Source organism: Exiguobacterium sp. MH3 (assembly GCF_000496635.1).
Classification (GTDB): Bacteria; Bacillota; Bacilli; order Exiguobacteriales; family Exiguobacteriaceae; genus Exiguobacterium_A; species Exiguobacterium_A indicum.
This window is the reverse complement of sequence record NC_022794.1, coordinates 1,331,533-1,344,788: the sequence shown is the minus strand read 5'-3', so window position 1 is coordinate 1,344,788 and position 13,256 is coordinate 1,331,533. Positions and strand designations below refer to the sequence as shown.

The window sequence follows — 13,256 nt, the reverse complement described above, 5'->3', positions numbered from 1 at the left end:
GTTCTTTTCTAGTTCTCACTCTATACTGGTGTGAACTTACATATGAAGGAGTCGAACCAGATGTCCCATTATGATGTCATCATCGTCGGTGCCGGTTCCATGGGGATGGCAGCCGGCTACTATCTCTCACGAACCGATCAAAACATCTTACTACTAGACGCCCATAATCCACCGCATGATCAAGCGAGCCATCATGGCGAGACACGGATCATTCGCCATGCCTACGGAGAAGGTGAAGCTTATGTGCCGCTGGCGTTAGCCGCGCAACGCTTATGGTACGAGTTGGAACAGATCAGCGGTCGGAGTCTGTTCCTGAACACCGGAGTTTTGAATGCCGGTCACCGCTCGTCCCGTTCGATGCAGACGATCATCAGGAGTGCAGCGCAGTATGAATTACCGCTTGAGATCCTGACGGCTGAAGAAATGAGAACGCGCTGGTCCGGCTTAACGATGCCCGACGAGTATATCGGTTGTTTTGAACCGACGTCCGGTGTGTTGAAGTGCGAGGATTGTATTGAAGCATACCGTGATCTTGCTGTCGCGAACGGTGTCGACATCCGGACTAATGCGAAAGTGACGACGCTTACTGCCCACGCCAATGGCGTTGACGTGACCGTCGGAACAGACACCTATTCAGCTGATGCATTGATTGTCGCAGTCGGTGCCTGGTCTGGTCCGTTGCTAGAACAGACTGGTCTCTCCTTACCGCTTCGCCCGGTCCGTAAGACGTTCGCCTGGTTCGAAGCAGCGGAAGAGGTATTCAATGACGCGGTGTTCCCTGCCTTCGCCTTTGATACACCCGCCGGTTATTATTACGGTTTTCCAAGTATCGCTCAAGCCGGTCTGAAAATCGGACGCCACGACGGCGGCATCCCGGTTGATCCGAATCAACCACGCCGTCCTTTCGGTCAAGAGACGGGTGATCTGGCTGATTTACGACAGTTCACGAATACGTTCATGCCCTCAATCGATACTTTAGCTCACGGCAAAGCGTGTCTCTATACGATGACGCCAGACGAAGATTTCATCATCGATTTGCATCCGGACTATCCGCATATCGCAATCGCCGCCGGTTTTTCCGGTCACGGATTCAAGTTCAGCAGCTTAGTCGGAAAAGTACTTAGTGAATTGATTATGGAACGTTCGACGACTGAACCGATCGGACCGTTCGCGATTAAGCGATTTAAACAATTGAACACATGAAACGATAAAGACCGGCAACGAAAATGCGTTGTCGGTCTTCTGTATCAACGGTATGATGTCACACCGATTCATTCGATTCTTGCTGATTTTTTGCAGCTAGCTTTTCACGCTGTTTTTTCTCATCTTCAGTCCACCAGCCGTGGATCAGTAATACGAGTCCAAGGATCAATGCACCGATTGGGAAGTATGTTAAGTAGTATTCGCCAAGATTTTCTCCTAGAAACTCTGGTGATAACTCAACATACGCACGAAACATCTGAACGATGAAGAATAAGAAAAAGCTTGTAATGAGTGCATATGTACCATAGCGATAACTTGTATTTTTCATATGACGACTCCTTTCTAACACATACTCTAATCTAAATCATTCAAGGAATACATCAAATTCCCTCTTTTTACATTATCATTTTTAAGAATGTTTCCAAAAGCATGATAAGATAGTTTTAGAATCGATTGAACGAAGGAGTGAAACACGTCGTGAACTTTAACTTATTCAAAAATCATGTCCGGTTTAAGATTGCACTTGAATTAATTGATCGCGAAGACGGTTTATCAATCATGCAACTGAATCAACGCTTAACGGATGTACCGCAGTCGACCTTATACCGGCAAGTCAATGCGATGATGGACGATCAGTTGTTGAAGGTCGTCGCAGTCCAGCGTGTTGGAAAAGTCGAAGAGAAGATCTATGCCTTGAACACAAGCGGCTATCAAATCAGCGAAGCAGACTGGAACAGTGCGACGTACGATGAAAAAGTGAACTTCGTCTCGTTCTACTTCATGTACGTCTTGCAGCAGTACCAGATGTACTTCGAACAGACCGTTCAAACGCAAGGTCAGGACCACTCGACGTTCTCGATCGCGAAATTGCACCTGACGGATGAAACCTTCAATGATTTTCAACAGGACATGCGGGCACTGCTCGAAAAATATCATCACCTAGAGACAGAAGACCAGGCAACTGAACGGACCGTCTCACTCGTCATCTTGCCGTAAACACGCTCCGTTTCAAAAGCTTATTTTCAGCAAACTGAAACGAGACAACATTGCGAAGGAGAAAAAATAGACCCCATGAAACGGATCAAAGAAAATCTTGATGCAATTGTACTGGATACGTTGAATATAAAAGCAGAACAGATTCTAAAGATTGGTGAAGGAGCTTGGCACTCTGTTTATAGAGTAACTAGGTCAGAGGATCAAGACCTTGTGATCCGACTAAAAAAGAATGAGGCTTATGGGGAGTTGCAAAAGATTGATAAACAAGAGCTGACTACTGAGTATGAGTCAACGAAAGCTTACTATTTACATGCCAATACAAGTGACCAAAATGTCTGTCCTGACTTTTATCAGTATTTTATTAGAGATGACACAGTATTTACAGTAGAAACGTTCATGGGTCGTGGAACAGATTTATTGTTACTCGATCAGAATAAAGCCCATTCTTACGGTACGAAATTAGGACAAATTTTTCATCGTATACACAACCAGAAAACCTCTATTGTTGGTTTCGGGGAACTGCACTGGCAAGGGGAAACTTTACAAGGTAGTGATTTAAGGAACGAGGATGAATTATGGCTGGAAGAAAATGAACACGTCTTAACCGCCTTAAATGCTCTCATTCACTCTAATCTTTGCTTTGATAAAGAAAAAGTCAGTCAGCATATTCATGCTTTAATTGAAAATAGACGAACTCAGGTTCAAAACATCTCGCTCGTGAATCAAGATGTAACACCAGAAAATTTAATTTTAAGTGATGAACACATTGCAATCATTGATCCGTTTCCAAGATTGGATTTTGATTTGAAATATGCGGCTTACTTCGTTTTTTGTTACAAATTTTTGTTACCAGCCTTCTCAAATGCTCCACGATACATAAATCAAGCGTATCAAGAAAAAAGTAATATTCTAAATAACATAGCTGATGGATTTATAAGCGGATATTGCTTTAACGTGGTTGGAGACGAACGCACCACGCAAACTCGACGATTACTGGATGAGTATACACTATGGATATTGCAAGAAGCGTATGAGCACTTCGACATTCTACATCAGCCTCATCTCACTCATAAAACAACGCAACAGATGGGAAATCGAGAAATGATCACTGCTCGGTTACATCTATGCCTCGAAGAATTAGAAAAATGGTGTACGGAATCAGAGTAGAGGCTGACGTAAACTTTAGTCTCTACAAAGATAAAAAGAATGATGCTTTACACGCCACTCCTACAGGAAAAGCGCATTTTTGCGCTGTCAGAGACAAACAAGACCCGCTTTCCTGATTGAATGAAGCAGGAAAACTGGCTAGTGTCTCGCCTGAGAAAAGGGCATGAGGAAGCGAATCATTCTTTTTTTGAGTCAGCCTCTTTATGTATCAAGCTTAGTTTCGTCATACGGAAACGAGAGATGATGTATCGAGTTCTTCACTTTCAATCACAATCGCTGTTAACCCCGTATCGGTCTTCGTTTCGTGCCATTCTCCTTGATTCCAAAACACGGCTTCTCCACGCTGAACATTTATGTAGTCATCCGTTTCCCCTCTTACCCATCCTTCACCCTCTACAATTAACAAGAGTTGCGGCACGATCGCCTGGTGATAACCGACCACGCCATCCTTTTCTAAATGGATGCATCCGATGTGTGTCACTTTTTCCGTCTGCATGATCCGTGACATCACAAAGTTCGAATCGAATTTCGTAATTTTCTTGCCCACCTCTTTTTTGAATTGATAAATCTGCATATAATCCTCCTCGACATCATGATTCGTTTGATAGTTCGCCTTTCATCTAAACGATTTGATTCAAATCGCATTTGGAAAATTTTGATAAGAGAAGTTTATCATAGCTCTAACTGATTGAGAACTAATGATGATTCGTCTATGGCATTGACTTTTCTATTTTCATTATTGATAATGGTAATAGAAAAGGAGGGTTTTTCATGAACACAGATTTCTCTGCCTTATCACAAATCGACTGGGAACGACTTCTGCCCCTATTATTGATTTACATCTTCATCAACCTGATTCTACTCAGCTGCGCCTGTATCGATTGGTTTAGACGGAAGGACCGGATCGCGACACCGACTACTTGGTTATTGATCATTCTCCTCGTCCAGCCGATCGGCTCGATTCTCTACTTCGTCCTCGGAAGGAGGATGACAGCATGATTCAGATTTCTCATCTCCAGCTTTCACTTCAACGACGTCTTATCTTAGACGATATTTCCTTTACGATTCACGAACATGAATGTCTTGGACTGATTGGTCCGAATGGTGCTGGAAAGACGACACTCCTGAAATGTCTGAGCGGCATGATCGAGAGTGACCGTGGTTCGATCACGATGTCTTCGCGCTCCATCCGTCAACAGCAGCAATCGATCGGCTACTTATCACAACAGACCGACTTTAAGTCTTGGATGACGTGCGAACAATCACTACGTTTCTTCGGACGCTTGTCGGGGCTTGATCGCGCAACGTTAAATAAGCGGATTCCAGCCGTTCTACATGAAGTTGGACTCCACGACCAACAAACAGAAGTCATCGAACGCCTGTCCGGCGGCATGCGCCAACGTCTCGGAATCGCCCAAGCCACCTTACATGAACCGACATTTTTGATTCTAGATGAACCGGCTTCCGCCCTAGATCCGAGTGGTCGACATGATATCAATCAATTGATTCTCCGCTTAAAGAAACGGATGACGATCATCGTCTCAACGCACCTGTTAGAAGACGCAAAGACGTGTTGCGACCGCTTCCTCGTCATTAAACACGGAAAATTGCTGGGACCGCTCGATAATCAGCGCAACGTGGATCAATACCGGATTCAAGTCGAGACGCTTACAGCTGCCCCGTCGTTTTCTGCGACACGATTTCCACGAGTCGAAATTGATCGAATCAACCCATGCTGCTATCAGTTCTCCGCACAGCAGCCGCTTGACCTCTCACAGTTAACGACCACTCTGATTCAACAGGGATGGTCGATTTCCTCGATTGCCTATCAACCGATCGGACTCGAGGAACGGTTTCTCGACATGGTGGCAGACGTATGAGGACGTTTTATACGTTGACGCTGACCGAGTGGTTAGAAGCATGGAAAGAATGGAAGATCGTCTGGCTACCGCTGTTCTTCATTGCCCTCGGCGCGACCCAACCATTGCTGTTGATGTACATGGATGTTTTGCTCGCACACGTCGGAAACGCGGACGGAATCATCGTTGATCCGAATCGTCCTGCCCCGCAACCGCTTGACGTCTTCAGCGTAACGATCCATGGGCAATTCAATCAGCTTGGCTTGATCGTCCTGATCATGAGCTTCATGGGACTGCTCGCTTCAGACCGACAAACCGGCATGCAGGATTTCATTTTGACGCGCCCTGTCTCTCGGAATGTCTATCTCCTGTCGAAATGGTTCAGTCACGGGATGATCAGTCTCTTCGGGATGCTGATCGGCGCCCTCACGTCCTACTGTTTGACCGTCTATTGGTTCGGATCCCTTTCGCCGCTGCTTGCGCTACGCATCATTCTCGATTTTAGTCTCTGGACGTTGTTCGTCGTCAGTCTGACGCTACTGATCAGCACTTTCTTGCAACGTGCTGTTCCGATTGGTATCCTGTCGCTCGTCGTTTCCTTACTACTTGTTGCACTTCCTTCATTAATGCCAGACATTCTATTCTTTATGCCTGGCGCGCTACTGTCGCTCCCATCGCACACGTCGTTTTTTTCTTCGTCCCATCTAATCGGAATCATTTCTTGTCTCATTTGGATTCTTCTCACACTCGGCTGGTCAGCACTTCGATTCCGAAAAACGGCTTATTGATCCACCGCTACAACACAAAAAGGATAACGGAGCCGTTCAGCCGTCCGTTATCCTTTGTTTGCTTGTGTCTTTCGAATCGTTCGTTGCCTTGGATGCACGGCAAGCTTTGCTTGGCGCATCCGTTCAACGGCAGGATCCGTCGCAGCATCGAACGCTGCTAAACTCGGGTAATGCCCGACGAGACGTCCCTGCTCCAAAATCGCAAAGCTGTCACACAGTTGTTCGGCAGCTTTAATGTCATGGGTGATGAAGACATATGTTAGACCGTGTAGCCGTTTCAAGTCAGCTAACAATGCAAGAATCAATCGTTTGTTGACCATGTCGAGGCTACTGACTGCTTCGTCTAAAACGATCAGACGTGGTTCAGCAGCAATCGCTCGCGCAATCGCGATCCGCTGGAGTTGCCCGCCACTGAACTGCGCCGGATATTTCGTCAGATCCGTCGCCTTGAGCCCGACTTGTTCAATTAGCGTGACGAGACGCTGTTGCCGTGCTTCACCCTTTAAACGAATGAAATTATCAAGCGGTTCGGCGATGATATCGGCAGCCGTCAGCTTCGGATTGACCGCAGCAAACGAGTCCTGGAAGACGACTTGGACGTCACCTTGAAATGGTCGTTTTGTCGCGTGGCGATCGACACCATTGAACCAAATCGTTCCGGTCGTTGGGCGTTCGAGTCCGAGCAACAATCGTCCGAGCGTACTTTTCCCAGCACCACTCGACCCGAGCAATCCGAGACAGCGTCCCGCTTCAAGCGTCAACGACACATCATGTAAGACGGTCTGAGCTGGTCGAAACCGGCGTTTGTAGACGTGTGAGACTTGATCGATTTGTAGTAAACTCATCCGAATGCCTCCCTTCCTAGATGCTGTGCGAGAAGGGACTGTGTATACGGATGTTGCGGTCGATCAAACAAATCAAAGACATCTGCTTGCTCAACGATTCGTCCTTGCTGCATGACGAGGACATCGTCTGCGAGTTCGGCGATCACACCGAGATCGTGTGAAATGAGTAAGATCGCCGTTCCGTAAGTCGCCCGCATCCGTTCGAGTAATTCAAGAACCGTCTTTTGATTAAAAACATCGAGTGCCGTCGTCGGTTCGTCGGCAATCAAGACGCTCGGGCGCAAGGCAACGGCTAAGGCAATCATGATCCGTTGCAACATCCCTCCACTCAGCTCGAACGGATAAGCTTTGAGCAACCGGGCGGCGTCCGTCAGATTGACTTCTTCGAGTGCCGTCATCGCTTGTTGTTTTGCTTCACGTTTTGAGCAACGTGTATGGGTTTGAATCGTCTCGATCATCTGGTGCCCGATCGAGTAGACCGGTGTGAAGGCACTCATCGGATTTTGCATGATGAACGCAATCTCACCGCCCCGAATCGTTCGCACAGCGCGTTCTGATAAGGATTGAATTGATGTTCCGTTCAGTCGAATATCGCCGGTGACGTCTGTTGTCTGTGGATTGATCAGACGCATTAAAGCGAGACTCGTCACCGTTTTCCCACAGCCACTCTCTCCGACAAGACCAAGAATCTGTCCAGCTTGAATTGAGAATGTCACCCCTTCGATCAATGTTACTTGTTGTTTCGTACGGACGGTCAGACCGTCGACAGCTAAGATCGGTTCGATACGGGTACCTCCTCTCATTTCATCGTTTTTGATACACCGAATCGTTCTGCTAACTGTTCTCCTACTAGGTTAAAGCTGATGATGACGAGCATGATCGCAAGTCCCGGATAAATCATCAATTCCGGATTCGTCCGGATGTACGATTTTCCTTCGTGAATCATCGCTCCCCACTCGGCAGTTGGTGACTGAACACCAAGCCCGAGGAACGACATCGCCGAGATATCCATGATCGCCCAGCCCATCTCAAGCGTTCCGATGACGAGCAGCGGTGGTAAGATGTTCGGCAGGATGTGCGTCCGGATGATTTTCCACGAAGACGAACCGTTGACGCGAGCAGCAGCGATGAACGCTTCCGTCTTCAGCGTCATGACCATTCCGCGGAACATCCGCGCGTAGTAGACCCACTGGACGAGCATCAAGGCGATGATGACTTGCTTAAGACCTGGACCGAAGATACCGACGAGCCCGAGGACGAGAATCAAACTCGGAAATGCCATCACACCGTCACACAGTCGCATCAAGAGTTGGTCGACCCAGCCGCCACGGTAACCGGCAAGTGTTCCGTTGAACAGTCCGATTGCGAGCGAGGCGATGAAAATCAACACGGCACAGCCGAGTGAAATCCGCGCGCCGTAAATCAAGCGCGATAAGAGACAGCGTCCGAGCTGGTCGGTTCCGAGCGGATAGGCTGACGACGGACCATGGAGCTTTTGCGTCAAGTCGACGAGGTTCGGATCATTCGGCGCGATCCATGGCGCGAATAACGCAATGCCTGCCATACCGATTAAGACGAGGGCACAGAGATAAAGAAGCGGCGTATACCGCGACCGGATCATCGTTGCTGGAAGTGGAGTATTCATACCGTCCCTCCTTTTTTCGCTAGGCGTGGATCGAGCACGGCTTGAATGATGTCGACGAGCAAACTGCTACCGATGAAGACGAGGGCCGCGAGAAAGACGTAGCCTTGGATGACCGGCATATCCCGATCAAAGATTGCTTCAATGAAGTAGCGACCGAATCCTGGCCACGAGAAGACGGTCTCGACGATGATCGTTCCCGTCAGCAACTTCCCAAGGTTCATCCCAAGACCCGTGATCATCGGCGGAATCGCCATCCGAAGAACGTGTTTCCCAAGAATCCGTCCTTCCTTTAAGCCACGTGTCCGAGCAAACAAGACGTACGGTTCGTTCAATGCTTCAATCACACTGCCACGGAGCAATCGTGTATACAAGGCAATCAACGGAAAGGCGAGTGTCAATGCCGGTAAGATCAAGTGCATCACACTTCCCGTCCCACCGACCGGAAACCAATCCAGCTGGACAGCAAAGAAGAAGATAAACAGATACCCGAGCCAAAACGACGGAATCGAAGCCCCGATGAAGGCGATCCCCCGACTGAGATGGTCAAAGAAGCCATTCTTCTTGATCCCAGCAAGGAACCCGAGCGGGATACTGACGACGAGTGCGAGCAGCAGACTCGTCACTGCCAGCTCGACCGTCGGTGGTAAGCGGAGCAAGACATCTTCTAAGACCGGTTTGCCGGAAAGATACGATGTGCCGAAATCGAGCTGCGCCAAGCGGATGACAGCATCGAAGTATTGTTTGTAGAACGGTTGATCGAGTCCGAATTCTGCTCGTTTTGCAGCGAGCAGTTCATCCGTCGGTTGGATATGGGCAGCGGACAGATAGGCCTGTGCCGGATCAACCGGTGACAAATGAATCAACCCTGTCAGAATCAAGACCGCCAGTAACAAGATCGGGATGACGGATAATATGCGTTTGACGAGGAAGACCCCCATGTCATCCCTCCTTTACTTAATGCCGATCCGAGCAAATGGACTCTCATCCCGGTTCGCCGGGAACTGGAAGTTCGTCACGTCCGACTGATAAATTGCCATCTTCTTCAAGTACGAAATCGGAATCAATGCCCCTTGATCTTGGAGTGATGGCAGAATATCGGCGTACATCTTCTGACGTTTCGTCTCGTCCGTCGTCTTCAAAACATCTTTGATTTCTTGCAACAGTTGTTCTTTATTCGGATAAGCCGAAATCGCTTCCTTGAAGCCGAAGCCATCCGTATCAATCAGGTTCACGAACGTATGCGGATCATACGGTGCACCGAAGTTACTATAGAAGTTGATGTCAAATCGGTTGTCTTTGAAGCGCTGAACTTGATCCGGCAGTTCGACGGCTTCCGTCTTCAGCTCGACGCCGATTTTCGACCATTCCGACTGGAGTGTTTCGGCCATCGCCTTTTGGACCTGCTCGGCCGCATCATACATCATCCCGATTTGCAGCGGTTGACCATCCTGGACGCGGATCGTTTCACCCTTCGGCAGTTTCCAACCGGCTTCATCAAGGAGACGATTTGCTTCCTTGACGTCATAATCCCGTTGCTTCACTTTCAGGTTCGACGTGTACGGCATGTTCGGTGGCAACAGGTAGTCAGCCGGTGCTTCTATTCCCGATGTGATCCCTTCGACGAGAGCGGCTTTATCAAACCCGTGCTGGAGCGCCTGGCGGACGCGTTCGTCAGACAGACGCTTATTTTTCGTATTCAAGACGAGGAGACGCGTCGCGACTGGTTCGGACATCTCTGTTTTGTAGGATTTATCCGTCTTCAACTGATTGAAGGCATCGATGCTGATCGCCCCTTCACCGTAAATCAGATCAACTTGTCCTTTTTCGAGTGCTAAGACACGTGTCTCTGCATCCGGGATGATGTCGACCTTGATGTGATCGATGTTCGGTTTCGGACCCCAGTAGTTCTTGTTGACCTTAAACGTCGCATACTGATCCGGTTTGTATTCGTCGAGCATCCATGGACCTGTTCCGACTTCTTTTTTGACACCCTTCGACGTATCGCCGTTTTCCGGGAATCCCGCTTCTCCGAGGAAACGGACCGGGCGGACGACCGCGAGCTCTTGAATCGTCGGGTAATAGGCTTCAGATAATGTTAAGCGAAACGTCTTCGCATCGACGGCTTCCGTCTTCTCGATTTTCGTGATGAAGCCAAGCCAGCTATGTAAGGCTTTTTGTTTGAGGATCGCGTCAAAGTTCTTTTTGACGATCGCTGCGTCGAATGTCGAACCGTCCGAAAACTTGACACCGTCACGGAGCGTGAACGTATACGTTTTTCCGTCTTCAGAAATCTTCCAAGACGAGGCTAAGTATGGCTCGAGCTTTCCACCTTCTCCGTAGTGGACGAGTGGTTCATAGATCATTGACTGTGCGAACAGTTGTGATGGGTTATAAACGTGCGGGTTCATCGTTCCGACGTCGCGTGGCCACGCGAGCGTCAATGTATCTTTATCTTTTCGCTCTCCTGTCGACTCGCCCGGGTTCGAGCAGCCGATCAATAAAGATGTCAAAGACAGGATCGAGACGGTAGAAATCAGTAATTTTTTACGGTTAACGTTCATGGTAGGCAGAACTCCCAACTTGTATTGATAATCATTTTCAATTGTATGAGGGAAAGGGAAGGATTGTCAATGGATAATCTAGATGTTAACTGGACGTACAGGCGCTTTTTGACAGGATTTCCACGCTTAACTGAGTAACATTCTGTGTACGCCTCTTGTTTGTAAATAATTGTAATCAACTGTGTTAAACGGTATCCTAGTTTGTATGCTGCATTTCTTGTCTAACGAAATCAATTGCACGGAAAGGATGATAGGATGTCACGACTGGTTTCCTCCGTCTCGCTTGTGTTGCTCAGTCTGCTCTTAGTGCTCCCTTTACTGATGATCGATGGACTGATTTTATACGTCGGAGATGTGTCCTACGATTCGTTCGTTGGTTGTCTAGTGTTTCTCGTATGTTTCTATCTCGCTAGCCTGGTCGTCAGCGTCGTCTTCGACGGGATGATGCGTGCGCTTGGCGGACTGTTTAAGCGTCGTTTCTCGAACATACTGTTTGCTGTCGTGAACGGTTCCGTCAGTTTGAGCGTCTTACTTTGGATGGATCTCTACGTGGAGTCCATCACGATCTCGCTTGCGACGAAAGTCGTGCTGGTGTCTGTACATACGGTATTGTTTTACCTAATTCATCAATCGAGTGATTCAACTGTTAAAGCTTCCGAAGTCACCGAACCACATGATCCAGTCGTAAAGGAAGCCATCCGCTTATTAGAAGATGTCGATCCCGTGACATGCGTCGAGACGTTATGTCTCAAGTACCCTGATCTTCCGAAAAAGGATATCATTCGGATCGTCTATCGACTTCATGGCAACTAAAAAGACCTGATCGTTTCTGAGGAGATTCAGAAGCGTCAGGTCTTTTAGTGTAACTAGAAATGAAACGCACAACTTTTTATAACGAAATAAGATGCAATGGAACCCGTTTAGCTGAATAGAGAAACAATCCAACTGATCAAAATACCGACGAACGCAAAGTCAGAATCCCCGAATGTCGTCCCTTCGAATCCGAGATTGCCGAGCAGTGGTAAGAGGAATGCCGGTAAAAAGCTAATCAGAATACCATTTGCAAATGAGCCAAGTATTGCACCTCGTCTTCCACCCGTCGCATTACCGAATACGCCAGCAGCAGCACCTGTGAAGAAGTGTGGTACTAATCCAGGCACGATGATTGATAATCCGAGTAAAGGCAAGAAGAACATTGAAATCAATCCAGCGACAAAACTGGAAAGGAAGCCGATGATGACCGCGTTTGGTGCGAATGGAAATACTGTCGGACAATCTAGTGCAGGTTTTGCATTCGGTACAAGTTTATCCGCGATTCCTTTGAACGCTGGTACGATTTCTGAAATTAACATCCGAACACCGGCAAGTACGATGTATACTCCTGCCGCGAACGTAATAGCTTGAATGATAGAGAAAACGATATAGTTCGACCCACTCGATAATTCTTTTTCAATGAATCCCGGTCCAGCAAAGAGAGCAACAACAACAAAGAGTAACGTCATCGTCAAAGAGACGGCAACAGATGTATCTCTTAGGAATCCTAATTGTTTGGGTACCTTGATTTGCTCTGTTGAGTGTTCTTTATTTCCCGCATATTTTCCAATCGTTCCAGAGATGAAGTATCCGAGAGAACCGAAGTGCCCGACTGCAAAGTCATCAGAACCAGTGATTTGTCGAACAAATGGTTGCAAGAGTGCCGGGAAAAGAACCATACATAATCCTAGTAGAACTGATCCTACAACAACTAATAGAACACCACTCAATCCAGATACCGAGAGAATTGCTGCAAGTAAACTCGCCATGAATAACGTATGATGTCCAGTCAAGAAGATGTACTTGAATGGTGTAAAACGTGCCAAAACAATGTTCATGACCATTCCAAACACCATGATCATTGCAGTCTCTACACCAAATGCATCTTGAGCAACTGCTACGATTGCTTCGTTATTTGGAATGATTCCCCGAATGCTGAATGCTTGATCGAACATTTTACTAAAGATTTCAAGTGCTGCGATAATGACACCGGCTCCTGCTCCGATAATGATAAAGCCCATAATTGTCTTCAGTGTCCCCGAAACAACTGTTGCAATATCCTTCTTTTGCAACAGTAATCCAACAAGAGCAAATATACCGAGCAGGATTGCTGGCGTTCCTAAAATATCTCGCATAAGTAAATCAAGCAAGGTCAGTCC

Annotated in this window: 15 protein-coding genes; 7 read left to right on the top strand and 8 right to left on the bottom strand. The window is 47.5% G+C overall.

Annotated elements, in window-relative coordinates:
• Window positions 1-60 precede the first annotated feature (60 nt).
• Window positions 61-1,203, top strand: coding sequence for an N-methyl-L-tryptophan oxidase (solA, locus tag U719_RS06870; RefSeq protein ID WP_023468026.1), 1,143 nt, complete (start codon window positions 61-63; stop codon window positions 1,201-1,203).
• A 58-nt stretch (window positions 1,204-1,261) separates the two neighbouring features.
• Here the strand turns inward: solA and U719_RS06865 are convergent, their stop codons facing one another.
• Window positions 1,262-1,531 (bottom strand): hypothetical protein, encoded by a 270-nt coding sequence (locus U719_RS06865; RefSeq protein ID WP_023468025.1) that lies wholly within the window; start codon window positions 1,529-1,531, stop codon window positions 1,262-1,264.
• 149 nt (window positions 1,532-1,680) lie between these two features.
• On the opposite strand from U719_RS06865, the gene U719_RS06860 reads away from it, so the two are divergent.
• Together U719_RS06860 and U719_RS06855 are read left to right on the top strand one after the other, a co-directional pair.
• Complete coding sequence (locus tag U719_RS06860; RefSeq protein WP_023468024.1) at window positions 1,681-2,199, top strand: hypothetical protein; 519 nt, start codon at window positions 1,681-1,683, stop codon at window positions 2,197-2,199.
• Between the two features lie 75 nt (window positions 2,200-2,274).
• Window positions 2,275-3,366 (top strand): hypothetical protein, encoded by a 1,092-nt coding sequence (locus U719_RS06855; RefSeq protein WP_023468023.1) that lies wholly within the window; start codon window positions 2,275-2,277, stop codon window positions 3,364-3,366.
• 223 nt (window positions 3,367-3,589) lie between these two features.
• On the opposite strand, the gene U719_RS06850 is transcribed toward U719_RS06855, so the two are convergent.
• Complete coding sequence (locus U719_RS06850; protein ID WP_023468022.1) at window positions 3,590-3,940, bottom strand: hypothetical protein; 351 nt, start codon at window positions 3,938-3,940, stop codon at window positions 3,590-3,592.
• Between the two features lie 197 nt (window positions 3,941-4,137).
• Between U719_RS06850 and U719_RS06845 the strand changes: the two genes are divergently transcribed.
• From U719_RS06845 to U719_RS06835, 3 genes are read left to right on the top strand one after another with little or no spacing between them, the layout of a single operon-like run.
• Complete coding sequence (locus U719_RS06845; RefSeq protein ID WP_023468021.1) at window positions 4,138-4,365, top strand: PLDc N-terminal domain-containing protein; 228 nt, start codon at window positions 4,138-4,140, stop codon at window positions 4,363-4,365.
• A complete protein-coding gene (locus tag U719_RS06840) occupies window positions 4,362-5,246 on the top strand; it encodes an ABC transporter ATP-binding protein (RefSeq protein ID WP_023468020.1) in 885 nt (294 codons plus the stop codon). The genes U719_RS06845 and U719_RS06840 overlap by 4 nt, the downstream gene beginning before the upstream one ends.
• The gene (locus U719_RS06835) at window positions 5,243-6,013 is read left to right on the top strand and encodes an ABC transporter permease (protein ID WP_023468019.1); all 771 of its coding nucleotides are present in this window, start codon (window positions 5,243-5,245) and stop codon (window positions 6,011-6,013) included. The genes U719_RS06840 and U719_RS06835 overlap by 4 nt, the downstream gene beginning before the upstream one ends.
• A gap of 47 nt (window positions 6,014-6,060) precedes the next feature.
• Here the strand turns inward: U719_RS06835 and U719_RS06830 are convergent, their stop codons facing one another.
• From U719_RS06830 to nikA, 5 genes are read right to left on the bottom strand one after another with little or no spacing between them, the layout of a single operon-like run.
• Window positions 6,061-6,858 (bottom strand): ABC transporter ATP-binding protein, encoded by a 798-nt coding sequence (locus tag U719_RS06830; RefSeq protein ID WP_023468018.1) that lies wholly within the window; start codon window positions 6,856-6,858, stop codon window positions 6,061-6,063.
• Window positions 6,855-7,661 (bottom strand): ABC transporter ATP-binding protein, encoded by an 807-nt coding sequence (locus tag U719_RS06825; RefSeq protein ID WP_023468017.1) that lies wholly within the window; start codon window positions 7,659-7,661, stop codon window positions 6,855-6,857. The genes U719_RS06830 and U719_RS06825 overlap by 4 nt, the downstream gene beginning before the upstream one ends.
• Complete coding sequence (gene nikC, locus U719_RS06820) at window positions 7,658-8,503, bottom strand: nickel ABC transporter permease subunit NikC (protein ID WP_023468016.1); 846 nt, start codon at window positions 8,501-8,503, stop codon at window positions 7,658-7,660. Before nikC ends, U719_RS06825 begins: the two co-directional genes overlap by 4 nt.
• Complete coding sequence (gene nikB, locus U719_RS06815) at window positions 8,500-9,441, bottom strand: nickel ABC transporter permease (RefSeq protein WP_023468015.1); 942 nt, start codon at window positions 9,439-9,441, stop codon at window positions 8,500-8,502. Before nikB ends, nikC begins: the two co-directional genes overlap by 4 nt.
• Before the next feature lie 12 nt (window positions 9,442-9,453).
• Entirely contained in the window at window positions 9,454-11,064 is a 1,611-nt protein-coding gene (nikA, locus tag U719_RS06810; protein WP_023468014.1) for a nickel ABC transporter substrate-binding protein, read from the bottom strand.
• 255 nt (window positions 11,065-11,319) lie between these two features.
• Between nikA and U719_RS06805 the strand changes: the two genes are divergently transcribed.
• Window positions 11,320-11,877 carry a hypothetical protein gene (locus U719_RS06805; RefSeq protein ID WP_023468013.1) on the top strand — a complete coding sequence of 186 codons (558 nt, stop codon included), beginning with the start codon at window positions 11,320-11,322 and terminating at the stop codon, window positions 11,875-11,877.
• Between the two features lie 107 nt (window positions 11,878-11,984).
• Here the strand turns inward: U719_RS06805 and U719_RS06800 are convergent, their stop codons facing one another.
• Window positions 11,985-13,247, bottom strand: coding sequence for a PTS ascorbate transporter subunit IIC (locus U719_RS06800; RefSeq protein WP_023468012.1), 1,263 nt, complete (start codon window positions 13,245-13,247; stop codon window positions 11,985-11,987).
• Window positions 13,248-13,256: the final 9 nt, after the last annotated feature.